This is a genomic window from Nonomuraea sp. NPDC050536 (assembly GCF_044457685.1).
Classification (GTDB): Bacteria; Actinomycetota; Actinomycetes; order Streptosporangiales; family Streptosporangiaceae; genus Nonomuraea.
In genome coordinates this window covers 85,750-109,326 of sequence record NZ_JBITHD010000004.1, presented here as the reverse complement: position 1 = coordinate 109,326, position 23,577 = coordinate 85,750, and the positions used below count along the sequence as shown (strand labels likewise).

Below are 23,577 nucleotides of genomic sequence, written 5' to 3'. Positions count from 1 at the left end.
TCAGGGGTTGTTCAGGTAGGCGAGGACGGCCAGGACGCGGCGGTTGTTGTTGTCGTCGTCGGTGATGCCGAGCTTGCCGAACAGGGAGGTCGTGTACTTGCTGATGGCGCTTTCACTGAGGAAGAGCCGCTGGCCGATGGCCTGATTGGACAATCCTTCCGCCATGAGGGCGAGCACGGAGTGTTCGCGTTCGGTGAGCCGTCCGAGTCGCCGGTTCGAGGACCCGCTGGACAGCAGCTTGGCGATGACGGCCGGGTCCATGGCGGTCCCGCCCTCGGCGACGCGTTCCAGGGCGTCGATGAACTGGTCGGCGTCGAACACACTGTCCTTGAGGAAGTAGCCGATGCCACCGGCGCCGTCGGCCAGGAGCTCGCGGGCGTACAGCTGTTCGACGTGCTGCGAAAGGATCAGGATCGGCAGCCCCGGCAGCTCGGCGCGGGCGGCGAGGGCCGCCCGCAGTCCCTCGTCCGACTGGGTCGGCGGCATGCGGACGTCGACGACGGAAGCGTCCGGCCGCCACTTCAGCAGCGCGTCGAGCGTCTCGGGTCCGGTGGTCGCAGTCGCCACCACCTGGTGCCCGTACGCCTCGATGAGGCGGACCATCCCGTCGCGCAGGAGGTAGAGGTCTTCGGCTACAACGATTCGCATGGCACCACAATCCTCACACGTGTTGGACCCCCTGCCGGACTGGTGACCGCAAGGGTGCCGTCGAAGACCGCGAGGCGGCGGCGCAGCCCGTCGAGTCCACCGCCCGCTCGTACGGTGGCCCCGCCTCGCCCGTTGTCCTCGACGTCGACCACGATCCCGGTTTCGTCCCAGGCGATGGAGATCCGCGCCCGGGTCGCATAGGCGTGCTTGGCCGCGTTGGTCACCAGTTCGGCGACTCCGAAGTACACGGCGGACTCGATCGGCGGGTCCAGGCGCAGCTGGACGTCGGCGCTGACATCCGCTTCGAGCGGGCTGTCCATGGCGAGAGCGCGAACGGCATCGACGAGCCCTCGCTCGTTCAGCACCGGCGGACTGATGCCTCTGACCAGGTCGCGCAGCTCGGTCAGCGACGTGGCGGCGCCGACCCGCGCGTCCCGCATCAGCGCCTTGGCCTGGGCCGGGTTGGTTTCCATGAGCTTCTCCGCGGTCGCCAGCGAGAGCCCCAGCGCGACCAGGCGTGCCTGCGCTCCGTCGTGCAGGTCCCGCTCGATCCGGCGGATCTCGGCGGCCTGCGCGACCGTGGTATCCGCACGCTGGGCCGTCAGCTCATCCACCCGCTCCGCCAGCGCCATCGCGGATGACGCGCCCAGGAAGCGGACGGCTACCGGCTCGACGGACCGCCAGCAATACGGGGCGCTGGCGATCGCCACCACCAGGCCGAGCACTCCGGCAAGGCGCCCGGGCAGCGCTGACTGGCTGAACTCGAGGACCGCCGCCGCAACTCCGGCCGGCGGGATCGCGCAGATCACTCCCGCGGTGATCGGTGCGATCGCCGTGAACCGCAGGTCACGCCAGATGGCGGGATCGCGCCACCGGGTTCGCAACCGCTGGTCCATGAGGGCGTCCCGACGGCTGCGCTCGTAGGAGTAGCCGTTCCACCAGTACCCGGTCGCCATCTGTGTCACCGGCGGGGCCTGCCGATATCCGGCGGGGATGACGGTGCCCGTCCACTTCGCGACGAGGGCGCGGACCATCCAGCACACCGGGCGGGTCAGGGCGAACGTGCCGATACACGCCCACACCAACGGCGCTATCCCCGCCCACGGGTTTCCTCCCCACCACCAGATCCACAGCCCCGCCGCGGCGGCCCACACGGCCGGGACCAGCATGCTGACGACCAGCACAACGCACGCTCGCACGAACCCCACGCAGGCACTCGCCACCCACGACACCAGCTGTCGCATGGTCCTTCCTTCTCTCCTCGACCCGTCGTCCGGCGTTCCCACTGTGCACCGCACGGAGCCCGATACCTCCCGGATCGGCTCCGAAGTGGGTCCAGCCCCACCCACCCGTACGGCCAGGCCCATACCGCACCCCTCAGGCGCTCCCTAACGTCGACACCACGCCAGACGACCCAAGGGGAGAAACACCTATGAAAACCACCAAGTCCGGGGCCGCTCACACCGACCACCCCGGCACGCAACGAGCCTTCGCCAGGGCAAAGACCCTAGTCGCGGCTTACGGGGCGCTCAGCGCCGGGGTCCTCATCACGGTCGTCATCCTCGCCGTCACCGACCACACGGTGACCCCGTTCATGTGGGGCCGATCAGGCGGAGTGCTCGCGAGCGCCGCGGTGACCTACTGGCTGACCGTGCTCGCCTCACGGGGAGCACGTTGGGCCTACCTGCGCGTGCGCATCATCTCGATCATCATGCCGTTCGCGATCATCGCCATCGACGTGATCCCCGGCACCCTTCCCGTGTGGTTCATCATGTTGCAGGCCGCCTGCGCCCTCGCCATCGCCGCAGCCGCTTTCGTCGCCAACGGATCCCAGCTGCGCGCCGCCTTCCCCAAATCCCGCTGACCACCTCCAGGGCGGCCGCTCGCATGACCCTCTCGCCGTCACTAAGGTTGTGGATGTGAGTGCGAGGTCCGTGCGCGCGGTGAACGCCGATGAGAAGGTTGACCGGCAGGCGCGGATCCTGGAGGCGGCGCTTCGGCTCCTGTCCCTGCAGGGCATCTCCGGGGTCAGCATGCGGGCCGTCGCGCGCGAGGCCGGGGTCTCGCTGGGGCTGGTGAACTACTACTACGAGGACAAGACCAGCCTGATCCGCGCGGCCCTGCACCGCATCGAGGAGCAGGACATCGCGATCGTCGAGCCGGACCTCACCCTGGAACCGGAGGAACGGCTGCGCGCGGCGCTCAAGCGGGTGGCCGACCCGAAGTTCCTGACGACGGAGTACCTGTCCCTGCGGCTCCAGCTCTGGGCGCTGGCCCAGGCCCACGAGGACTTCGAGCGCATCAACACGGGGGCCCAGAAACGCTACCGCGCCGGGCTCGCCGCCCTCATCAGCGCGGCCCGCCCCGGGCTGTCGAGCGACGAGTGCGGTGAGCGGGCCGCCGACATCGACGTCGTCCAGAACGGCTTGTGGCTCACCGCCCTGCTGGGGCTCGACCACGCCTCGATCAGCAGGAGCGTCGCCCGCTGCGAGGAGATCGCGCTCGCAGACTGACCGACGACTTTGAACGAACGTCCAGAAAAGTATTGAACGATCGTTCAAACCTTCGTACGCTCTCCTCATGGCACCAGTCACGGCGGCCGACGTGCGCCGCGTCGGCGCCGGGTTCCACGAGCACCCCCAACGATCGATGTCGCTGCGGTCGGAGGCGTACACCGACCCCCAGTGGCTCGAGGTCGACCTCCGGGCGATCTTCGCCCGCACCTGGCAGTGGATCTGCCACGTGGAGAAGCTCGAGTCGCCGGGCAGCTACGTGTCGGCCACCGTGGCCGGCATGCCGATCGCGATCGTCCGAGATCGCGGCGGAGCGCTGCGCGCCTTCTACAACGTCTGCAAGCACCGCGCCCATGTGCTGCTCACGGGCTCCGGCACCACACGCAACATCGTCTGCCCCTACCACGCGTGGACCTACGGCCTGGACGGGCAGCTGAAGGCGGCCCGCCGCGCCGACAGGATGGCGACCTTCGACAAGAGCGAGATCTGTCTGGACCAGGTGCAGGTGGAGGAGTTCGGCGGGTTCGTCTACGTGAACCTGGACCCGGGCGCCACCCCCCTGGGCGAGCAGGCCGGCGATCTGGCGGCCGACATCGCCAGATGGGCCCCCGACGTCGCCCGGCTGACCCACGCCAAGAGGCTGACGTACGACGTCACCACCAACTGGAAGAACGTCATCGACAACTTCCTGGAGTGCTACCACTGCCACATCGCCCACAAGGAGTTCGTCGACCTCGTCGACATGGACACCTACGAGGTGAAGACCCACGGCATCTGGTCGAGCCACTTCGCCGAGGCCGGCAAGCACGAGAACGCCGCGTACGACGTCTCGGGCGCGTCGGTCACGCAGCACGCGGTGTGGTGGCTGTGGCCCAACACCTGCCTGCTGCGCTATCCTGGTCGCGGCAACTTCATGGTCTTCCAGGTCGTTCCGGCCGGTCCCGACCGGACCCTGGAGACCTGGGACTTCTACTTCGAGACGGCCGAGCTCCAGGACGCCGAGGTGCAGTCGGTGCGGTACGTCGACGAGGTGCTGCAGCAGCAGGACATCGCGCTGGTGGAGAGCGTCCAGCGTGGCATGAGCACCCCTGCCTTCGACCAGGGCCGCATCGTCTACGACCCGTCCGGCTCAGGACTGTCCGAGCACGGCGTGCATCACTTCCACGGCCTCGTCCTGGACGCCTACCGGTCGTGGGTGGAAGGCGCCGCCGCCGAACGCGATCACGGGGACGCCATCCCCACTCTCACCGCCTGAACGTCTCGACCGGCGGAGGCCTCGGCATGACCCGCGAGGAGCGGCTCCGGGCCGCCGTCGCGGCCTCTCCGGAAATGGCCTCACTGAACGTCGGCTCGATGAACTTCGGGATCTTCCCGATGCTGCAGAAGTACTCGCAGTGGAAGCACGACTGGGAGCCGGCCTTCCTGGAGATGACGCGCGACTTCATCTTCAAGAACACCTTCGCCGACCTGGAGTACGTCGTGAAGGAACTCGGACACGGCCACGGGACCAGGTTCGAGTTCGAGTGCTACGGCCTCGGCCACCTCTACAACCTGGCCTGGCTCATCGACCAGGGCTGGCTCGAGCCGCCCTTCTTCGTGCAGATGGTCTTCGGTGTGCTCGGCGGTGTCGGTGCCGACCTCGACAACCTCCAGCACATGCACACGGTGGCGGACAGGCTGTTCGGCGACAGCTACGAGTGGTCGGTGCCGGCCGCCGGACGCCACCAGATGCCGTTCGCGACGCAGGCCGCCATGCTCGGCGGCAACCTGCGGGTGGGCATGGAGGACAGCCTGTTCATCGGGCCTGGCGAGCTCACGACGTCGAACGCCGGCCAGGTACGCAAGATCCGCGCCATCGTGGAGGCGCTCGGGCATGAGGTCGCCACCCCGGCACAGGCCCGGGAGCGGCTCGGCCTCAAGGGAGCCGACCATGTCACCCAGCTGTACGCCGAGATCGAACCCGCCCTCGCCGAGGGCGCCGTGGTGGCGTCGTCGGCCTCCGGCCTGACCCTCACCAAGCTGCAGGCCGGTTGAGACCGTCCGGACCGGTTCGTCCTCGGTCAACCGCTCTGGTGTCGGACTCATCCCCGAACGCCCGGACCGAAACCCGTACTCCAGCGAGGCCTGCGTCACCCGCTGTGGCCTGCGAAAACGTGCGAACCTGAGCGGAGGGCCCCGCCCGCAAGAGGGGTCTGTGTCGCCCAGGTCCTGGCGGTTACCGCCCCGACCCATTCCCTCTACTTAGTGCGCAAATCTTTACAAGCTCGGTCAAAGGGTTGTTGGCGTTATCCGGTCATGAGTCAATCCGATCGTGACCGCTGCAGGGACAGAGGACTCGGCCGCCACCCAGAACTTCCGGCAGGCCAGAGCTCTTGGAGCGCTCCAAGTACACGTCGAGCAACTGGAGCAGCAGCTCGCGTTGCGCGGCCGGGAGATCGACGCGCTCCAGGTGGAGGCCGCCCGCAGGGCCAAGCCCTGGTGGCGCGAGCCCGCCACGATCATCGCGCTGGTCGCCCTCGCGGTGTCGGCCGTGTTCTCGGTGCTGTCGCGCCTGGACCTGTCTCAGGCCGACGACCAGGCCAAGCGGGAGAAGCTCACCACGCTGGTGCAGCGGCTCACCGCGATCCAGCGCGAGATGCTGGCCACCGTACGCGACAGCGCCAAGGCCACAGGCACCGAATCCGTCGACTACTACGCCAACATGGCGAGCAGCCTGAACACCGACCGGGTCATGCTCGCGCGCCAGGCCGCCGACCTGGCCGAGACGATCCCCCGCCTGGTCACCTCCGTGGAGTTCTACGCCGTGGCCCAGGAGCTGTGGCAGTCGGGCGAGACCACCAGGGCGCTGCGGATGACCGCGCACGCCGAGGAGAACGCCAGGAACGTCCAGGAGTACACCGCGGCCGTCAGGCAGCGCGCCCTGATCCTCTTCGGCCTCCAGCAGTATCCCGAAGGGCGTGCCCAGATGCAGCGCGCCCTGGACGTCTTCACCGCCAGGCCCGACTTCAACCGGGAGAACGCGCCGGTCCAGCACACCGGCATCCTCATCGACACCCAGCTCAAATGGGGCCAGCTCGAGCTCCAGGTCGCTGGCTGCGAGGAGGTCGCCCACCTCGACGCCGCGGAAAAGCTCATCCAGACCTGGCGGCTGCCGCCCACCGCCCCCTTCGCCAAACAGCTCAGCACGCTACGCAAGCTGGTCCCGGCTAACTGCGCCTCCTAGGCCACAGCCGCCGGGCCGGCGTAGCTGAGGTTGTACGTGCGGGCCTGCTCCGCCGTGAAGATGCGGTCGCGTTCGTCGGGTACGTCCACTTGAGTCGCTACGTGCCGGACTTGGAAGGTGACCGATCGCTACCTGTGCGGCTCGCCGGAGCTGTAGGAGTCCCGGGCCGATGTCGCGCCCGCGGTAGGGCGGCGAAACGTCGGGTTGAGGTGGCGACGAGGAGTCCGAGCGCGGCGTAGGCCGCGCCGAGCAGGCTGGCGGCCGACCAGCCCGCGGCGCTGTAGGCCCAGGTGGTGGTGATCGCACCGAGCGCGGAGCCGAGGGAGTAGAAGGCCATGTAGGCGCCGATGACGCTGCTGTTCTGGTCGGGGCGGGCGGTGGTGAGCAGGTGCTGGCTGCTGACGTGAACGGCTTGCACAGCGAAGTCCAGGACGATGACGCCGATGATCAACAGCCACAGCGATGACCCCGCTTGAGCGATCAGCAGCCACGAGGCTGTGAGCAGGGCCAGCGACCAGCCGGTGACCGAGGGGGCCAGGCCCCGATCGGCCCATCGGCCGGCCCGGGCCGCGCCCAGCGTCCCGGTGAGACCGGCGAGTCCGAACAATCCGATCTCGGTAGTGCCGAAGTGCCACGGCGCGTCGCCGAGCGGGAGCGCCAGTCCGCTCCACAGCGTGCCGAAGGAGGCGAACAGGAAGAACGCGACCAGTCCCCGGCTGAGGAAGAGCCGGTCGCCGACGACCAAACGACCCAGCGATGACAGCAGCTGGCCGTACCGGACTCTGGGGCGGCGGATGTCGGCCTCGAGAGTGAATCGGGCGGCGAGCGCGAGCATCGCGCAAATCCCGGCGATGACGAGGTAGACCATACGCCAGTCGGTCAGCTCGCCCAGTGCGCCCGCGACCACCCGCACTGCGAGGATCCCGATGACCACGCCCGAGGTGACCGCTCCGATGTTACGGCCGCGCTCGCCGGCCGGTGAGACGGCGGCGACGTAGGCCACCGTGATCTGGACGACCACGGCGAACAGTCCGGCCAGGGCCAGACCCGTGATCGCGATGCCACCGCTGGGTGCGGCGGCGGCCACCCCCGCACCGACTGCGGTGAGCAGCAAGTGCACGGTGATGAGTCTGCGGCGGTCGAACAGGTCACCGAGCGGGACCAGCAGCACCAGACCCGCGAGATAGCCGATCTGACCGGCGGCGACCAGCCACCCCAGCGCTCCTCGCCTCAGCCCGAGGTCCTCGCCCGCGGCCTCGAGGACCGGCTGGATGCCGTAGATGGTCGACACCGCCACTGCACACACCAGCGCGAGCACGGCCCGCTGCCTCCTGGTCATACCACCCTCCGATAAGTTTCAAAATGCAACTCATTCGAAGCTAGGGCATACTGGTTGCAGATTGCAACTCATCACGGAGGGGGCCAGTGGACGTCACACTCGCTGCAGGAAGCGCTTGGACCGACCCGGCCTGCCCGGTCGCACGGACCGTCGACCTGATAGGCGACCGGTGGAGCCTGCTGATCATCCGCGACGCGATGGACGGGGCGACGAGCTTCACCGAGTTTCATCAGCGGCTGGGGATCGCCCGCAACATCCTCACCGACCGGCTCCGCAAACTCGTCGAGCACGGCATCCTTGACAAGAACGCCGCCACCGACGGCAGGCGACACACGTACCGGCTCACCGAAGCCGGGCAGGACCTCTTCACGGCCGTCGTCGCCCTGCGCCAATGGGGCGAGCGCCACGCCTTCGCCCCAGACGAGCCGCACTCCATTCTCGTCGACGACCAAGGACGGGAGCTTCCCGAACTCCACCCGCTCGGCCAAGACGGCGCGCCGCTCTCCGCCGAGGCGTCGCACGTCCGGAAAACGGCCTGAGCCGGCAGTAAGGCTGCCTAACTCGACGGCAAGGTCAGTGCGAATGAGCCTCTTCGTGAGCCTCTTCGAGTGAACGTCCCGCCAGGAGCGCCGCGATCCCGCTGGCGAAGTTGGAGCACTCGAAGATGTCCTTGTGCGGGCAGGCCAAGCCATGGGCGACGGCGGTGCGTGCCACCTGAGCCTGGGCAATCCGTTGATCCAGCTCGGTGAGCTTGCGTTGGCACAGCTCCCGCCAACCGTCGCCGGCCGGCGAACGAGACGCGATGAACGCTTTGACCTCCCGCAACGTGAAACCGACATCTCGCAGCAACACCACCACACCGACCAGCCCGACCGCCGATGGCGGATAACGCCGTTGGCCTGAGACCCGGGCCGGCACCGGTAGCAGGCCGAGCTCCTCCCAGTAGCGCAGAGCGGAGGTGGCGACACCGGTGCGGCTCGCCAGCTCGCCGATCGTCAACAGCTCACTCATTTGACTTCAAGCGTACTTGAAGCCGTTGACTGGCGATCATGCAGACAGCAGGCAAATCTCTCAAGCAACGCGTGATCAGATACTTGGTGCGCCAGGCCCATCACCCCCGGGGCATCGTCGGGTGGGCGAACGGCTGGATGTTCGCTCATCGCCCCTCCAACCGGAAGCGCAACATCTGGGCGGTGTCGTTGCTGGACGTGCAGCCCACCGACCGGGTGCTCGAGATCGGCTTCGGTCCTGGCATCGCCATCGCCGAGTTCGCCGGCCGCGCCACCCGGGGCCACGTCTTCGGCATCGACCACTCGCATGCCATGGTCCGGCGGGCCGCCCGTCGCAACGCCGCCGCCGTCCGCGCCCACCGCGTACACCTCACGCACGCCTCCGTGGAGCGGTTGCCGAGCTTCGGCGATCCGCTCGATGCCATCCTCGCCGTCAACTCCGTGGGGTTCTGGCTCGACCCGGTGGAGCGGCTTCGCGAGCTGCGCCGCCTGCTCCGCCCCGCAGGACGCATTGCGCTCGTCAGCCAGCCCCGCTGCCCCGGTGCCACCCGGGACACCACGGCCCAAGCCGCCCAAGAGCTCCAGAACATGCTCACCCAGGCCGGCTTCACCCATCTCCGGGTCGAGACCCTCGAGCTCGACCCGCCCGTTGCCTGTGTGCTTGCCAACAATCCGACCGGCATCCCCTCATGACCGCAAATATCACACCGACCAGCTCCCCCGCCGACATCCGATTCCGGACTCGTCCTGCGGGAGTGGACCGCTGACGACCTGCCTGTGATGGTCGAGCTGTTCGACGACCCTCCCGCTACGCTCACCGTTCGACCTGACCGCCGCACACGCCTACCTGGACAAGGCGCATCAAGACCTCGCCATCGCCATCGACGGGTATAGGGGTGAGCAGGAGCTTGCCGATGGTGGCGCTGGGCGTGACCGCGCTCCCCCGGCTTGCCCTGGGCGCGATTTCGGCCTTGGGGAACATCGGTACAGCCGTTGGCGCCGAGATTGAGGTGCACCGTCGGCTTCGCACACGACGTTCGCGTCGTACTCATCGACGCCGGACTGCTCCGTGGTCATCGCTAGCTCTGGATCCCGTACGGCGAAAAAGACGGTCAGTCCGAACTGGAGGGCGCCGCGCTGCCGCCTCCGGGTGGCAGGGCCGGCCAGGTCGCCGTCCACGGTAGGCGCAGCTTGGGGCCTGGGCCGGCTTGTCGCTGAACGCCTCCTGCATGACGACATGACCCAGTCGATGGTGCGGAACTCGGCGTGTCGGCCCTGCGCTCGTATAGCTGCGACGAAGTGGCGAGTAGCTCTCTGTAACTGATCGCGCGGCGTCCTGGTGCCCGAGATCGCGACGAAGTGAGCCAAAGCACGATAGGCGTCACAAAGGCAGGATTGTTGCACCAAGATCCCCGGCGCGTGCTGATGGCGGTCACCGTTGGAGTCCATCGCAGGCCAGAACTCCGACGGCAACCGCAGATGGTGACAACAAGCTGCAAACTCGACGTCGGTGACAACAACGCTGCCTCGTTGGTGTCAACTGTCCTGCTTCGTTTCGCGTTCAGCCGCAGTTCGGCGGGCCGCGACGGTGACACGTATCGTGCGTCGGTACACGAAGCTCTTCATCAAGACCGGCAAGAACACCGGGAGGAACCCGTCGGTCGCCTCGCTCCACCGGGCACTCGCCGACGCCGAGGAGGCCGCCGCGCTCGACGCGGTGGACGACGGCCTGGTCATCGACTGCGCGCGGGCGAGCCTTGTTATTGGTGGCCAGTTGCGATTCCCCGCTGGCGGCCAGTTGGTGGGGGCTATCTGACCGCGATTCGTCACTCTGCGTTGATGGCGGGAGGGCGTCTGCCTGTCACGGCTGGGGCTTGGGAGCGAGCTGCTTGACCAGGAAGATGGCGGGGTCTTCGACCGGGTGCTCGACGCCCGTGTCGTCGGTGTAGAAGTAGCGATCCAGATAGCGGACGGTGGGCCGGTATCCCAAGCGGGCGTAGAGTGCTGCGGCTCGCGGATTCCCGCGATCGTCGACTCCGAGTCCGATGAGGTGCGCGCCTCGTTCGGAGGCAAGCCGTTCGGCGTGGAGGATCAGGGCGCTGCCTATCCCGCGGGAGTGCAGCGCATCGACGACGTGCAAACCGTTGATCTCCGGGCAGCCCGCCACGACGGCCCTCACTTCCGACGCCGCGCAGCCGTCCCAACGGACCTCGCAGATTCCGGCCGGCAGGTCGTCCGGCCAGGCCACCAGGAACGTGCTCGTTCCCGTGACCTGTCGGGCGAAACGCTGAGCGTGGTAGGAGACGGCGCTGGAGGATGGCAGGCGTTCCTCCAGCGCATCCAGATCTTCTTGTCGGCAGGCCGTGATGTGCATGGGCATCACATCATGATGCTGTCCGCCCGGACGCTGCGGCGAGGCGTTTGCCGGTCGGTTCGGTCGGAGCCGTCCAGGCCGGCTCTGCCGTGTCGGCGGGAGTTCCGGTATCACGGCCGAGAAAGATTCAGTTTTCGCAGGCAACAGCGTCACGAAGGGTGACCTTGTAACTGGCCATACGTGGGGAATGCGGACTGGCCGCTGTCACCTTGTGCCGCTTGGCGACTCGCGCAGCACACGTCCGAAGTAGCCGTCGGCATCCTTCGGTTCCATCTCCCACAACGGGCGGCCGAACCACGCCCGCACCTGTTCGGATGCCCGACGTCACCCCGGATCGTGGCATCCGCCAGACCGGCCGACGCACGCGCCAGGACGAACCCGGCGAGCACGTCGGTCTCGAACCGGTCCAGTTCCTCCGCCGTGGCGGGCGCGCGACGCTCGCGCAGGTCCCGCACCGCTGCCAGCGCCAACCCGAGCCCCCTCGCCTTCACCTGGACCGCGGATCGGTCGGACGAGATGAGAACGCTTCAGGAATTCCGAAGTTACGTCAGACGGGCCTACACCACACGAGCGAGGAAGAAGGCCCTGACCACAGGCACGAGAGCTCAGTAACCCTCACGGGAACTCACGGGATATCCCACACGCTCGCGCACAGCGGCTTACGAGCACATCGACGCGCTGTTCGGCGAGGCGAGGCGCAACGTCATCGACTGGCTCCTGATCGAGCCCACTTCCGGCACCTGATGCGGGTGATCGTCTCGATGCGCGAGGGCATCATCTCCTCCGTCCCGCTGCTGCGTCGGCTGTCCGGCTCGCGTCGCAACGCCACCTACACGGCGTTCCGCGAGATCGGCAAGGTCATCCGCACGGCCGGTCTGTCAGGCGAGGCCGCGCAGCGCTTGGTCCTCTGTGCTGCCGGGCTGGGGGAAGTACACGTACAGGACGTGGCCCTCGGGGCCGGCGAGCCCGAAGGTCTCGAAGCTGAGGCGGAGGATGCCGACCCCGTCGACATGCAGCCGTTTCTCGCCCATCACCCGCTCGTAGACGTCGTGTGAGTCCCACAGAGCACGGAACGTCTCGCTGCGCTCGCGCATGTGCGCCACGAAGCCGTCGAGTTCCGCGCGGCGCGTGGCGGCGGTGGCGCGCAGACCTGCGACGGCCTGCAGGCTGATCGCTTCCCAGTCGGGATAGATCGTTCGCGCACGCGGATCGAGAAACGTGAACTCGATCAGGTTGTGCCCCGTGCTCCAGGCAGGGTTCACCCGGGCGGCGAGCGCGGTCCCGGCCAGTACGTCGCGCCCGGGGCCGACGACGAACGCGGGCAGGTCGGCCCATCGCTCCAGCAGGTGCAGTACCCCGGGCCGCACAGGAGGGGCCGGTGCGGTGTCGTTGTCCGCCGGTGCCAGCGGCGGCATCGCCAGGGACCACAAGTAGGCCCGCTCGGTGTCGTCCAGACGCAGCACACGGGCGAGAGCTGCAAGGATCTCGCGGGAGGGATGCCGGTCGCGGCCCTGCTCGATCCGGGCGTAGTAGGACGGGCTGAGCCCGGCGAGCAGGGCCAGTTCCTCACGGCGCAGCCCTTTGACCCGCCGTCTCGTGTTGTCGACGACACCGGCGGAGGCGGCGTCGATCTTCTCCCGGCGACTGCGCAGAAAGGAACCGAGCCGTTCGTCGTCATGTGTCATGCAGATCGACTTTACCGCCGCCCACGTGCGCGACGGCTTTCGTCCCGCCCGCGAAGGTGACCCTTTCAGAGACTGCCTCAAGGGGGTGTGGCACGTCGTCAGCCGTGCGGGCTGTGCCCCGGCACCGGTGGTCCGGACCCCCGTTCGCCCTTTCGATCGGGGCCGTGTGTCAGCCCGGCGTCGGCGCCGTCTCCTGCGATGCGCGCGGATGGGGCACCGCGGCCGGCGGTTCGTCGGCGAGGTCCAGGCGGGTGTTCATGTCGAGCTCGAACCTCCCGTACGGGTTCACATGGGTCCAAAACAGGGGCGATAGGCCCCGCCGGTCGGCGTCGTCCAGGGTGTCCGCCCACTTCGGCTCGGACAGGACCCGCTGAATCAGCAGGGTATTTACATGGACCAATGCGGCCTGGATGAGGTGGAGCGCGAGCATGGAGACTTCCTGGCTCTCCTTGTCGGAGCCGGTGAGGTCGCCGTCCTTGCCGTAGAACAGGTCCTGGTTCGCGGAGTTCCAGTTCTCCACGACCTGCAACCCCTCGTGGATCTCCTGCCTCAGTTCGACGTCGGCGAGGTAGTCGCACACGAACGAGGTACGCACCGCGCGGCCCAACTCCTCGATCGCCCGATAGGTGGGGTGCTTGGGCCCGCCCCGGGTGAAGCGCCGCAACACCTGTTCGGCCTCCGCCGTGCCCAACCGCAGCGCGGTGGTGTACTTCACGATCTGGTCGTACTGCTGCCGGATGAGGTCCCAGTCGATCGTGCGGGTGGACAGCACCGGGGCCAGCGTGGGCCACCTCTCGTCCTCGCCGGCAGCCGGCCGGTACAGCTTCGCCGACCCGATGTTCTTGAGCCTGGGCAGCAACCTGAAGTCCAGCATGTGGGCGAAGGCGAACCCGACGATCGAGGCGCCGTGGGTGTCGGTGTACTGCCGATCGACCACCATGTCCGTGCAGTGCCGCAACACACCCTCGATCATCGCCGCGACCTCGGACGCCGAACACGACTTGAGCTGCGAGTACACGCACACCGACTTGCGCTCCACGTGCCAGTAGATCATTACCCCGGGTCCGCGGTACCGCTGGTGCCACTCGGTCATCAGGTTCGAGGACCAGGACCCGAACTTGCGGCTGTCGGACGCGCACGCGGTCCCCGTGCCCCACCACGACTCGTCCCGCGCGGCGAACGTGGCGTTGACCAGCTTCACCAGCCCCGCGCGCAGGTTGGCCCGGTTGACGAACAGGTGCCGCACCCGCCGCAGCGTCGACTCCGACTCGCCGTGCTTGCCGGTCACCGCGACCCGCTTGATGCCCATGTTCGTCCCGAGCCCGAACAGCACCAGCAGCAACCGCCGGCGCAACACCGGCCAGGGCAGGTTCTCCCGGGTGGCCACCGAGGTGAACTCGGACAGGAACTCGGTGTCGAACTCGGCGTGTTTGAGGATGTCCAGGAGATCGATCGTCCCCCAACGACGCTCGATCTCGGTCTTGATCGCGGTCAGGTGCTCGGGCTCCTCCTGCTTCGGCCGAGGCGAGACCTTGATCCACGGCTCGCCGTGCCGCCGCACGATCGCCACCCCACCGGTGGTGTCCTCGACCAGCGCCTTCTCGAACCTGTCCAGGCAGTCCCGTAGTTGCGTTTGAAGGGCCTCGACGAACGCGTCCGGGTCCTGGGGGTGTCGGATCGCGTCGTAGTGCACGTCGCGGTTGTCCTCGAAGTCGGCCGGCAGGTCGTCCTCCGGGTTGCGCCACCGGTTCGCCCCCGCGACCCAGATCTCCCGGCGCCGCAACGCGTCCCGCAGCGCGACCACCACGCACAACTCGTAGGGGACCCGCTCCACCCGGCCCTTGTCGTCCACCACCGCGGCCCGCCACTGGTCCGGCACCACGCCCTCCAGCGGGACCGACTCCGCCGCCTCGAAGAACGCCCCCTCCTTCAACGGCTGGTCCAGATACCGCTGGAGCAGGTCGATCGCGTCCATCACCGGCCGATACGCGGTGTTGTTGCACTTCAGGTCCAGCGACTTCAGCAACGGCTTGAGCATCCGCCGCCAGTGCGCCGAGTAGGCCGAACGCAACACCGTGCGCACCCGCGCCTTGTACCGGCCTCGTTCGCCGCCGCCTCCGCGGCCAACGCCTTCAGCGTCCGCTCCCCGCCGACCACGGGGTAGATCACCCGCTTGACCGTCCCGGCCGGCTGCGCGAGGGCCGCCTCCGCCACCCGCAGCAGCATCGCCTCCTTGCCCGCACCTTCTTCGCCTCGCCGGCCAACTCCTTGTCGACCCTGCGCTCCGCGCGGGTGTTGATCTTCTGCACGAGCTGGATGAACAACTCCACCAACGCGTCGGCGATCTCCGTCTGCCGCACGTGGCACAGCGCGGCCAACAATGTCAGGCGCATCGCCGGCTTCATCCGCGCCAGGTTCGCCGGGTACTCCTTGGCCGCCCGCGCCCGCCAAGCGTCGACCAGCTTCTCCGACACGTCCGCGAACAGATCCGCCGGCAACTCCAGCCGCCGCACCCGCGCGAGCTTGTCCACCTCCGCGAGCAGACTCTCCAACCCCGGGGCGCCCGGGTCGGTCTTCAACTCCGCGAAAAACGCCCGACCACCACCCGCCACCGCCACCGGGTCCGGGCCGCCGGCCGCCTCGTCCGCGATCAACTCCTCCAGGCGCTCGCGCGTCGTGGCCGACAGTCGATCACACGTCGTGCGGCAGAACCGCCTGTCGAACTCGGTGACCGCCCTGCCGACCAACCGCGCGACCTGCCTCGGCGCGGGCGGCTCGATGTGCTCGTGGCGACAGCGCGCCACCACCGCGGCCGCCAGGCGCTCGCGCGACAGCTCAACCGGGCACAGCTCCGCCGCCAGCCACTCGGCCAACCCCACCTGATCGGCCCGGGTGTTCGCCCGAAACCCGTAGATCTTCCGAATCTCCGTGCGGTGGGCCTTGATCCGGTCGCCCTGCCAGTCGTACGAGCCCCATGCACCGGCCTCCACCTTCACCTGCTGGGCCACATACGTTACCGCGGCGTCCGGGACCTCCCGCGCCGTCTCCGGAAACCGGGCCTCCACCTCGAAATACTTCAGCATCAGGGCGAACCCCAGCCGATTCGCCCCGGACTTGTTGCGCAACCGCTTCATGTCGTCTTCGAGCAGCGTCCAGACCTCGATCAGGTCCTCGGGCTCCCACTCCTGCAACACCCCGGTCTCCTCCCAATCGGCACGATCTCGACCAAGGTGACGCAGGGACACCAATTCGATGACAAGAAACCGAAAGAACAGGACAAGAGCGACCCGGATCGGCTACGGAGAGCTACTCGCCACTTCGTCGCAGCTATACGAGCGCAGGGCCGTGTCGGTAAGACTGGTGCAGCCAGGTACAAGCGTTTGACTTAGACCAGGTCAGCTGGGTGTCTCGCGTTCCGGTCGGCCTGGTTCTGCTGCCACTGCTCCATGACCTGCCGGAGGGGCGCGTTCACGAGGAGCAGGAACTCGGCAGCGACGCCGAAGCGGGCGCCGGCCGGGGTCGCGGCCCCGAGGATCTCCGCCGCACGCTGCGATGCGGCGATCAGGGCGTCGTTCATTTGCAGAGCCGCAAGGGTGGACCGGACCCAGAGCTCGTCGTCGACGACATAGCGTTCGCGGCGCCCGCCGGGAACTCGTTCCCGCTTGAGTAGTCCCTGCGGTTCGAGGAAGGCGACGGTCTGCGAGATCGACGCGGGACTGACGCGAAGCCGCTGGACCAGATCAGCGGCGGTGAGGGTACCGGAGTCATCGACATACAGGCAGGCCAGCATCCTGGCCGCCATCCGGGGCATCCCCTGCTGCTCGAGGAGCGTGGCGAAGGATTCCGTGAGGTTCTGGACCGCCTGGGGGTCACGCCCATGGCTGCTGTCGCCGACCGGCGGCGCCGGAGACTTGGCCTGCCTGTGCCGGCGCGCACGCTGCTTGGTGGCCTCCTGCGCCCGCTGCGCCCCGTAATCGTCGGGTCCGCCGTTGCGGGTGACCTCCCGCATGATGGTCGAGGCGGGCCGCCCGAGACGCCGGCCGATCTCTGTGAATCCGAGCCCCGCGGCCAGTCCCGCAGCGATCTGCCGGCGGTCCTCATTGGTGAGTCTGTCTCCGGGCATCGGTGCTCGTCCCCCATCTGCCGGCGTGCGCTGGGCCTCGGCGCCCGCACTCCCGCCGCACAGTATGCATTCACTCGAACTCCATTGCAATACAAACCTTGATCACCCATTGCATTCAGTGCCACGTTCATTGCAATATCGACCATTCGTTGCGTCTGAGCAGGCATAGCAAGCCTTCTCTTCATGTTGACCGATCAATGAATGCAATGTACTGTCGCAGACGTTCAGCGATGCATGAACGCCCTGTCGCGGTACGCGAGGTGCACCCCCGACCCTCGTGCGTCGCCCACGAAAAGCCCATGAGCGCCACGCCGGGACGGGTCTCGCAAGATCAAACACTGTAGGTAAGGAAATTCATGATGGGACAAGGCAACAGCGGCTTCTCCAAGGCCGGACTGAACAGACTGCGCGAGGTGCTGGCAGGGCATGTCGAGTCCGGGAAGATCCCCGGACTCGTCGCCCTGGTCAGCCGGGGTGACGAGACGCACGTCGAAGCGATGGGAACGATGCTCCATGACGGTGGCGCGCCGATGCGCCGGGACACGATCTTCCGGATGGCCTCGACGACCAAGCCGGTCGCAGCCGCGGCGACAATGGTGCTGCTGGATGAGTGCCGGCTGCGGCTGGACGACCCGGTAGATCGGTGGCTGCCCGAGCTCGCTGACCGGCAGGTGCTCAAGCGGCCCGACGGCCCGCTGGACGACACCGTGCCGGCGCGGCGGCCGATCACCGTGCGGGACCTGCTCACTAACACGTTGGGGCTCGGGCTGGATATGACGGCGCGGACCGCTCCGATGATGAGCGCGTTCTTCGAGCAGGGGGTTTACGGCCAGGAGGACGGATGGATGTTGCCGGCACCGGACCCGGATGAGTGGATGCGCCGCCTGGGCACGCTCCCGCTGATGTATCAGCCCGGCGAGCGGTGGCTGTACAACGTCGGTGACGACGTGCTCGGTGTGCTGGTGGCCAGGGTCACCGGCCAGTCGTTCGAGGAGTTCCTGCGTGAGCGCATCTTCGATCCGCTGGGTATGAAGGACACCGGTTTCCACGTGCCCGCCGACAAGATCGACCGGCTGCCGCCCCTGTACGCCCCCGATTGGCAGACCGGAGAGTTCCTCGTGGAGGACGAGGTCGAAGGGGGACACCACAGCAAGCCTCCGGCGTTCCAGTCAGGCGGCGGCGGACTCGACTCAACCGTCGACGACTATCACGCCTACTTCCGGATGCTGCTCAACCACGGGATGCACGGGACCCAGCGGATCCTGTCCCGGCCCGCCGTTGAGCTGATGACCACCAACCGCCTCACGCCCGAGCAGACAGCCGCCCTCCAGGCCTGGGCCCGCAGTGTCGTCCATCTGTCGCACGGCCAAGGACAGCACGGCGGCTGGGGCTTCGGGATGACGGTGCGCACCTACCGCGGCGACTACGCTCCCATCGGCCAGTTCGGCTGGGACGGCGGCACCGGCACCACCACCTACGCCGACCCGGACAACCAGCTCGTCGGCATCCTGCTCACCCAGACCGGGATGTCCACCCCGGATTCGGCGCGGGCCATCCACGACTTCTGGACCACCCTCTACCAGGCCATCGACGACTGACCCGCCTACCTGGTCGAGGCCGGTCCGGCAGAAAACCTCGACCAGGCTCCAGCCTTCGACGCCTCCATGTTCTTCTTGCTCGCGCAATGGGCCGTTTGTGAGAGCAGCGTTTGCCGGGATGAGGCTCGTCAGGGATGACGTGGGCTACCCGGTGTTTGCGTCATGAGGTGCCGGTCACCATGTCCGCGTAAGGACGGGAGGGGGTTATTGGGTGTCGTCGTCACCGTCATGTGTGTGCGGTTGCCGCAGTCCCTGGAGGAGCAGTTCGATCAGCCGGCGGGGGTCGTAGCGGGGGTCGCCGTCCTGTCCGATGCAGAGGTTGCCGATGCCGCGCATCAGCTCGTACGACTGTATGCCGGGCCTGATGTCGCCGGTGTCGCCCGCGGCGTCGAGCAGTTCGGCACAGACGGGCATCAGGCGATCGAGGAAGTGGGTGTGCAGCGCGGCGAAGCGGTCACTGTCGGACTGCAAGGCGTCGGCGAGTCCGTGCTTGGTGACCAGGAAGTCGACGAAGAGGTCGACCCACTGGCGCAGCGCCTCGAACGGGGAGGCGGCGTCGGCCAGCAGTTTCGGACCGGCCTCGGCGCACGCCTCGATCTGGTGGCGGTAGACGGCGGTGACGAGTTCCGCCCGGGTCGGGAAGTGGCGGTAGAGCGTCCCCAGCCCGACGCCCGCCCGGGCCGCGATCTCCCGGATCGGTGCGTCGATCCCCGAGGTCACGAACACCTCCGCGGCGGCGTCGAGCAGCGTCTGCTGGTTGCGCACCGCGTCTGCTCGCTTGCTGCGGGCGGACGCCCCTTTGGACTGGCCTGCAGTGGGCACCGCGCTCTCCTTCCAACCGGCCGTTTGACGAAACGGATCGCTGATCCGTATCTTAAGTGGAACAACGATCCGCTTTCAGCGTAGCTGAATGCGGGCACTCCGCCATACCTGCCGCCGGTCGCACGCGACCGGCGGCTGAGGCCATCGAAGGGCGTGCTCATCATGACTGAACCTGCTTACACAGCCGACACCCCCCGTACACCCGCTCCGGTCCTCTCCGTCAGCCCGGTGGTGCTACCGGCTCCCGGCCGCGCAGTGGACCTGCAGGTGCGCATCTCCACCCCGGTGACCGGGAGCGAGCTGCCGGTCATCCTCCTCTCGCACGGTCTCGGCTTCTCCAACAACCTCTCCTCGCTGAACGGCTACGCCCCGCTCGCGAACTTCTGGGCGGCACACGGCTTCGTCGTGATCCAGCCGACCCATCTGGACTCCAGGACGCTGAGCCTGGATCCCGACGCCCCCGGGGCTGCCGCGCACTGGCGCACCCGGGCCGAGGACATGACGCGCATCCTCGACCAGCTCGACGCGATCGAGGCCGCCGTCCCGCAGCTCGCCGGCCGCCTCGACCCCAGTCGGGTCGCCGTCGCCGGGCACTCGATGGGCGGGCACACCGCGAGCCTGCTGCTGGGCGCCCGGCTCACCGATCCCCACGACGGAACGGAAGTGAACCTGGCCGATCCCCGGATCAAGGCGGGCGTACTGCTCGCCGCGCCCGGCCGGGGCGGTGACGCCCTCACCGAGTTCACCGTCGAGAACTACTCCTTCTTCCTGACCACGGACTTCTCCAGGATGACGACGCCTACGCTCGTGGTCGCCGGCGACAAGGACGACTCCGCCTTCCTGACGGTCCGGGGCCCGGACTGGCACGCCGACCCGTACGTCCTCGCCCCGGGCCCCAAGTCCCTGCTCACCCTGTTCGACGCGGAGCACGGGCTCGGCGGGGTCTCCGGATACGACGTCGCCGAGACCACGGACGAGAACCCCGAGCGGGTCGCCTCAGTCGCACGGCTCACCTGGGCCTACCTGCGCAGCGAGCTCTACCCCGGGGACTCCGCCTGGCAGACGGCGCGTGACGCGCTGGCGACCGGCACCGACCCGCTCGGACGGGTCGAATCCAAGTAGTCGAAGTACCGGTCAGCGCCCGCACGAGATGGCCGCGAAGCTGTAGCGGCCCAGCACGTTGAGGTTGCGGTGCTTGAGCGGCGACAGCCGGGCGACGTCCTCGTCCCGGATCTCGTGGCCCTCGGCTCGGAGCTGCGCGACAGCGGCGTCGAGGTACCGCGTCGTCCATCTACCGGCGGGTCGCCCCGCGCACGTTCGGACATCTTGATGCGCCGCAATGAAGATCAGCCTCTGACAGTCGTTTTGACCCTTCGGGTACCGGCATTGACCCTATTGATCCGTTCGCTTCGGCAATCGATCATCGGGGGCAGTAGCGCTTTCTCGCCTCTGGGAGGATCTTCATGATTCGCCGCGCATCGCTAGCCGTCCTGCTCGCCGTCGGCGCCCTCACCGTCATCAGCTCGCCCGCGCACGCCCGTGCCTGCATGATCGACTACCACTGCGAAACGTACTACTACAGCGATTCCGACCACACCACGCTGGTGGGGATCAAGTACGAGAACTGCGTCGGGGACGAGACGTGGGTGGGCAGGCGCGGGTCGTATCCGGAGTTCCACGAGACCCCCTGCTGAGCGTCTGCACCTGATCGCGCTCGGTGGAACTGCGCGAGCGCGGCCGCCTCGAACCCCCTGGTGTCCGCCGGGGGGTTCCACTTTCAAGGTCGTTTGAGGCGGCTTACCAGCCGGTGGCTTGCGGGACCATCGGCTGTTGACAGCCGTATCCGGAGGAGGCCCAGAGACGATGACCCTGCTGTGACCTGGGAATTCGCGGCTCTGGACACGGCACTGTACTGAGGCTCTGTCGGGTCCGCGCATGTTACCGGCTGGTATTGGCTGTTCCATTGTTCCCCGAGGCTGGGATCGGCTGCGGCGCGGCGAGAGATTTCTCCGAGGCCGTGTCGATCTGCGGGCCGCTCGTTCGACGATGTGGATGCGAGGTCGAGAGGCGGCCCCGCCGGATGAGGAGAACGCGATGCCGAAGTACATGCTGATCATGCGGGGCACCGACGAGTCGAACGCGGCCATGATGGCCAACATCGACGAGATGATGGCCACGAGCCGCCAGTTCATCGAGGAGATGGTCAAGGCCGGCGTTCTCCTCGCGGCCGAAGGGCTGGACGATCCGGGCCGGGGCGTCGTGGTCGACTTCAGCGGTGAGGCCCCGGTGGTCACTGATGGGCCGTACGGAGAGACCAAGGAACTGTTCGGTGGCTACTTCCTGCTCGATGTCGCCTCGAGACAGGAGGCGGTCGAGTGGGCCAAGCGGGTCCCGGCGGTCCGCGGGTCCAAGATCGAGGTCCGGCGGGTGGCCGAGGCCGACGAGGTCCCGCAGGGCAGCGAGAGCAACGGCCAGATCTGATGGGTACGGCCGATGTCGAGGCCGTCTGGCGGATCGAGTCGGCGCGGATCGTCGCCGCGCTGACCCGGTTCACCGGCGATTTCGGGCTGGCCGAGGACGCGGCCCAGGAGGCGGTGGCTGAGGCGCTGGTGTCGTGGCCGCTCGCCTCTCCGGCCAATCCGGCCGGCTGGCTGATGGCCACGGCCCGGCGGCGGGCGATCGACGCGATCCGCCGCCGGACCGCCCTCCAGGACCGATACGCCCTGCTGGCGGCCGACCCCGCGGTCGACTCGGCGGTCGACGAAGAAATCGATCCCGACAAGATCGACGACGACGTGCTGGCGCTGATGTTCGTCAGCTGCCACCCGGTGCTCTCCCCCGAGGCCCGGGTGGCGCTGACCCTGCGCGTGGTCGGCGGCCTGTCCAGCGAGGAGATCGCCCGCGCGTTCCTCGTACCCGTGCCGACCGTGCAGGCCCGCATCACCCGAGGCAAGAAGACGATCGCGGCGGCCGGGGTGCCGTTCGAGCTGCCACCGGCCGCCGAGCGCCGGGAGCGGCTGGGCGGCGTGCTCAGCGTCCTCTACGTGATCTTCACCGAGGGGTCGACGGCCACGTCGGGCGACCGGCTGCTGCGCCCCGACGTCGCGTACGAGGCGATCCGGCTGGCCCGCACGCTGGCCGCGCTGCAGCCGGACGAGCCCGAGGTGCACGGCCTGCTCGCGTTGTGCGAGCTGACGGCCGCGCGCTTCCCGGCCCGGACCGGCCCGGACGGCACGCCGATCCTGCTCGAGGACCAGGACCGGCGGCGGTGGGACTTCTCGGCGATCCGCCGTGGGCTGGCCGCGCTGGCCAAGGCATCGACCCGCGGCCTCGGTCCCTACGGCCTGCAGGCCGCGATCGCCGCCGCCCACGCGTCGGCGCCCTCGGTCGAGGCGACCGACTGGGACCGGATCGTGCTGCTCTACGAGGCGCTCGGCCGGGTCGCGCCCTCGCCGGTGGTCGAGCTCAACCGGGCCGTCGCCGTGGCCATGGCCTCGGGTCCGGCGCAAGCCCTGGCCATCGTGGACGAGCTGATCGCCTCGGACCGGCTCCCCGGTTCGCATCTGCTCCCGACCGTACGCGGTGAGCTGCTGGCCCGGCTCGGCCGGCGACCGGAAGCGCGCGCCGAGCTGGAGCTGGCCGCCCGGCTGTGCGCCAACCAGCGCGAACGCTCAGTGCTGCTGCGCAAGGCGGCCGCGCTGGACTGACTTCCCCAGCGCGGCCGACCCGGATGCCGACGACCGCGACGATCGCGTCGGCCACGTCGGCGAATCCCGAACGCGGACGGCATAGAGCCCGACGACGCCCACGCGAACTGCCCGGTCAGCGAGCTGACCTGCACGATCCGGTCATGCGAGGCGCAGGGCGGGCAGGGTGGCCCGCAGCACGGCCAGGTTGGCCAACACGTTGTGTCGATGACGGCCCGCTCCTCGGCCGCCGGGGTCTGCTCGACCGAGCCGAACAGCCCGTACCCGGCGTTGTTGACCAGCACGTCGAGCCCGCCGGCGACGTCGACAGCCGCGCGCAGCACCTCCTCGGCCTCGGGCGCGGTGATGTCCAGCGCGAGCGGAGTTGGGGTCCAGCCAAGGTGAACCCAAAAGCCGCCACGCGATGATCTTGGTGTGCTGATCCCCTGCGGTCCCTTTAGCACCGGCGAACTGCTTGTGTCCGGGGTTCCGGGTTTCTGATCTTCTCAGGCCTTGGGCTGGGGATGATCACGCGGGCGAGGCGTGAGGCGCCTTG

The 23,577-nt window shown here is 68.3% G+C and carries 24 protein-coding genes and 2 pseudogenes; 14 read left to right on the top strand and 12 right to left on the bottom strand.

From position 1 onward, the window contains the following. Positions 1–648 (bottom strand): LuxR C-terminal-related transcriptional regulator, encoded by a 648-nt coding sequence (locus ACIBHX_RS13610; RefSeq protein ID WP_397067257.1) that lies wholly within the window; start codon positions 646–648, stop codon positions 1–3. Continuing rightward, positions 633–1,892 (bottom strand): sensor histidine kinase, encoded by a 1,260-nt coding sequence (locus ACIBHX_RS13605; protein ID WP_397067256.1) that lies wholly within the window; start codon positions 1,890–1,892, stop codon positions 633–635. Before ACIBHX_RS13605 ends, ACIBHX_RS13610 begins: the two co-directional genes overlap by 16 nt. Positions 1,893–2,080: 188 nt before the next feature. On the opposite strand from ACIBHX_RS13605, the gene ACIBHX_RS13600 reads away from it, so the two are divergent. From ACIBHX_RS13600 to ACIBHX_RS13580, 5 genes are all read left to right on the top strand, one after another. Then, positions 2,081–2,512, top strand: a complete 432-nt coding sequence (locus ACIBHX_RS13600; protein ID WP_397067254.1) for a hypothetical protein — start codon at positions 2,081–2,083, stop codon at positions 2,510–2,512. 55 nt (positions 2,513–2,567) lie between these two features. Then, positions 2,568–3,161 carry a TetR/AcrR family transcriptional regulator gene (locus ACIBHX_RS13595; protein WP_397067252.1) on the top strand — a complete coding sequence of 198 codons (594 nt, stop codon included), beginning with the start codon at positions 2,568–2,570 and terminating at the stop codon, positions 3,159–3,161. Positions 3,162–3,228: 67 nt separating this feature from the next. Next, a complete protein-coding gene (locus ACIBHX_RS13590; RefSeq protein ID WP_397067250.1) occupies positions 3,229–4,416 on the top strand; it encodes an SRPBCC family protein in 1,188 nt (395 codons plus the stop codon). A 26-nt stretch (positions 4,417–4,442) separates the two neighbouring features. After that, on the top strand, positions 4,443–5,195 hold the full coding sequence (locus ACIBHX_RS13585; protein ID WP_397067248.1) for a 3-keto-5-aminohexanoate cleavage protein: 753 nt from the start codon (positions 4,443–4,445) through the stop codon (positions 5,193–5,195). A gap of 277 nt (positions 5,196–5,472) precedes the next feature. Then, positions 5,473–6,384 (top strand): hypothetical protein, encoded by a 912-nt coding sequence (locus ACIBHX_RS13580; RefSeq protein WP_397067246.1) that lies wholly within the window; start codon positions 5,473–5,475, stop codon positions 6,382–6,384. A 97-nt stretch (positions 6,385–6,481) separates the two neighbouring features. Here the strand turns inward: ACIBHX_RS13580 and ACIBHX_RS13575 are convergent, their stop codons facing one another. Next, positions 6,482–7,723, bottom strand: coding sequence for an MFS transporter (locus ACIBHX_RS13575; RefSeq protein ID WP_397067245.1), 1,242 nt, complete (start codon positions 7,721–7,723; stop codon positions 6,482–6,484). A gap of 86 nt (positions 7,724–7,809) precedes the next feature. On the opposite strand from ACIBHX_RS13575, the gene ACIBHX_RS13570 reads away from it, so the two are divergent. Further along, positions 7,810–8,262 (top strand): winged helix-turn-helix transcriptional regulator, encoded by a 453-nt coding sequence (locus tag ACIBHX_RS13570; protein ID WP_397067244.1) that lies wholly within the window; start codon positions 7,810–7,812, stop codon positions 8,260–8,262. A 34-nt stretch (positions 8,263–8,296) separates the two neighbouring features. On the opposite strand, the gene ACIBHX_RS13565 is transcribed toward ACIBHX_RS13570, so the two are convergent. Next, on the bottom strand, positions 8,297–8,734 hold the full coding sequence (locus ACIBHX_RS13565) for a MerR family transcriptional regulator (protein WP_397067242.1): 438 nt from the start codon (positions 8,732–8,734) through the stop codon (positions 8,297–8,299). Between the two features lie 71 nt (positions 8,735–8,805). Between ACIBHX_RS13565 and ACIBHX_RS13560 the strand changes: the two genes are divergently transcribed. Further along, on the top strand, positions 8,806–9,426 hold the full coding sequence (locus ACIBHX_RS13560) for a class I SAM-dependent methyltransferase (RefSeq protein WP_397067241.1): 621 nt from the start codon (positions 8,806–8,808) through the stop codon (positions 9,424–9,426). 907 nt (positions 9,427–10,333) lie between these two features. Then, positions 10,334–10,549, top strand: a complete 216-nt coding sequence (locus ACIBHX_RS13555; RefSeq protein ID WP_397067239.1) for a hypothetical protein — start codon at positions 10,334–10,336, stop codon at positions 10,547–10,549. A gap of 45 nt (positions 10,550–10,594) precedes the next feature. Here ACIBHX_RS13555 and ACIBHX_RS13550 read toward each other — a convergent pair whose 3' ends face one another. Next, positions 10,595–11,107: a GNAT family N-acetyltransferase gene (locus ACIBHX_RS13550; RefSeq protein WP_397067238.1), complete on the bottom strand. Its 513-nt coding sequence runs from the start codon at positions 11,105–11,107 to the stop codon at positions 10,595–10,597. A gap of 314 nt (positions 11,108–11,421) precedes the next feature. Here ACIBHX_RS13550 and ACIBHX_RS13545 point away from each other — a divergent pair. Beyond that, a pseudogene (locus ACIBHX_RS13545) lies at positions 11,422–11,964 on the top strand (Tn3 family transposase); the annotation flags it as partial. 21 nt (positions 11,965–11,985) lie between these two features. Here ACIBHX_RS13545 and ACIBHX_RS13540 read toward each other — a convergent pair. From ACIBHX_RS13540 to ACIBHX_RS13525, 4 genes are all read right to left on the bottom strand, one after another. Then, entirely contained in the window at positions 11,986–12,792 is an 807-nt protein-coding gene (locus ACIBHX_RS13540; protein ID WP_397067236.1) for a helix-turn-helix domain-containing protein, read from the bottom strand. Positions 12,793–12,961: 169 nt separating this feature from the next. Continuing rightward, entirely contained in the window at positions 12,962–14,875 is a 1,914-nt protein-coding gene (locus ACIBHX_RS13535; RefSeq protein ID WP_397067235.1) for a Tn3 family transposase, read from the bottom strand. Between the two features lie 82 nt (positions 14,876–14,957). Next, on the bottom strand, positions 14,958–15,986 hold the full coding sequence (locus ACIBHX_RS13530) for a DUF4158 domain-containing protein (protein ID WP_397067234.1): 1,029 nt from the start codon (positions 15,984–15,986) through the stop codon (positions 14,958–14,960). A gap of 191 nt (positions 15,987–16,177) precedes the next feature. After that, the gene (locus ACIBHX_RS13525; protein WP_397067233.1) at positions 16,178–16,915 is read right to left on the bottom strand and encodes a helix-turn-helix domain-containing protein; all 738 of its coding nucleotides are present in this window, start codon (positions 16,913–16,915) and stop codon (positions 16,178–16,180) included. 356 nt (positions 16,916–17,271) lie between these two features. Between ACIBHX_RS13525 and ACIBHX_RS13520 the strand changes: the two genes are divergently transcribed. Beyond that, the gene (locus ACIBHX_RS13520) at positions 17,272–18,513 is read left to right on the top strand and encodes a serine hydrolase domain-containing protein (protein ID WP_397067231.1); all 1,242 of its coding nucleotides are present in this window, start codon (positions 17,272–17,274) and stop codon (positions 18,511–18,513) included. 204 nt (positions 18,514–18,717) lie between these two features. Here ACIBHX_RS13520 and ACIBHX_RS13515 read toward each other — a convergent pair whose 3' ends face one another. After that, a complete protein-coding gene (locus ACIBHX_RS13515) occupies positions 18,718–19,335 on the bottom strand; it encodes a TetR/AcrR family transcriptional regulator (protein ID WP_397067229.1) in 618 nt (205 codons plus the stop codon). Positions 19,336–19,497: 162 nt separating this feature from the next. Between ACIBHX_RS13515 and ACIBHX_RS13510 the strand changes: the two genes are divergently transcribed. Further along, entirely contained in the window at positions 19,498–20,457 is a 960-nt protein-coding gene (locus ACIBHX_RS13510) for an alpha/beta hydrolase family protein (protein ID WP_397067227.1), read from the top strand. Between the two features lie 12 nt (positions 20,458–20,469). Here the strand turns inward: ACIBHX_RS13510 and ACIBHX_RS13505 are convergent, their stop codons facing one another. Beyond that, positions 20,470–20,676: a Tn3 family transposase gene (locus ACIBHX_RS13505; protein ID WP_397067816.1), complete on the bottom strand. Its 207-nt coding sequence runs from the start codon at positions 20,674–20,676 to the stop codon at positions 20,470–20,472. 122 nt (positions 20,677–20,798) lie between these two features. Here ACIBHX_RS13505 and ACIBHX_RS13500 point away from each other — a divergent pair, with 122 nt between their 5' ends. From ACIBHX_RS13500 to ACIBHX_RS13490, 3 genes are all read left to right on the top strand, one after another. Next, a complete protein-coding gene (locus ACIBHX_RS13500; protein ID WP_397067226.1) occupies positions 20,799–21,029 on the top strand; it encodes a DUF6289 family protein in 231 nt (76 codons plus the stop codon). A gap of 400 nt (positions 21,030–21,429) precedes the next feature. Continuing rightward, positions 21,430–21,816 (top strand): YciI family protein, encoded by a 387-nt coding sequence (locus tag ACIBHX_RS13495; RefSeq protein ID WP_397067224.1) that lies wholly within the window; start codon positions 21,430–21,432, stop codon positions 21,814–21,816. Next, positions 21,816–23,042, top strand: coding sequence for an RNA polymerase sigma factor (locus ACIBHX_RS13490; RefSeq protein ID WP_397067222.1), 1,227 nt, complete (start codon positions 21,816–21,818; stop codon positions 23,040–23,042). The genes ACIBHX_RS13495 and ACIBHX_RS13490 overlap by 1 nt, the downstream gene beginning before the upstream one ends. Positions 23,043–23,134: 92 nt before the next feature. On the opposite strand, the pseudogene ACIBHX_RS13485 reads toward ACIBHX_RS13490, so the two are convergent. Then, positions 23,135–23,485: pseudogene (locus ACIBHX_RS13485) on the bottom strand (SDR family NAD(P)-dependent oxidoreductase); the annotation flags it as partial. Positions 23,486–23,577: the final 92 nt, after the last annotated feature.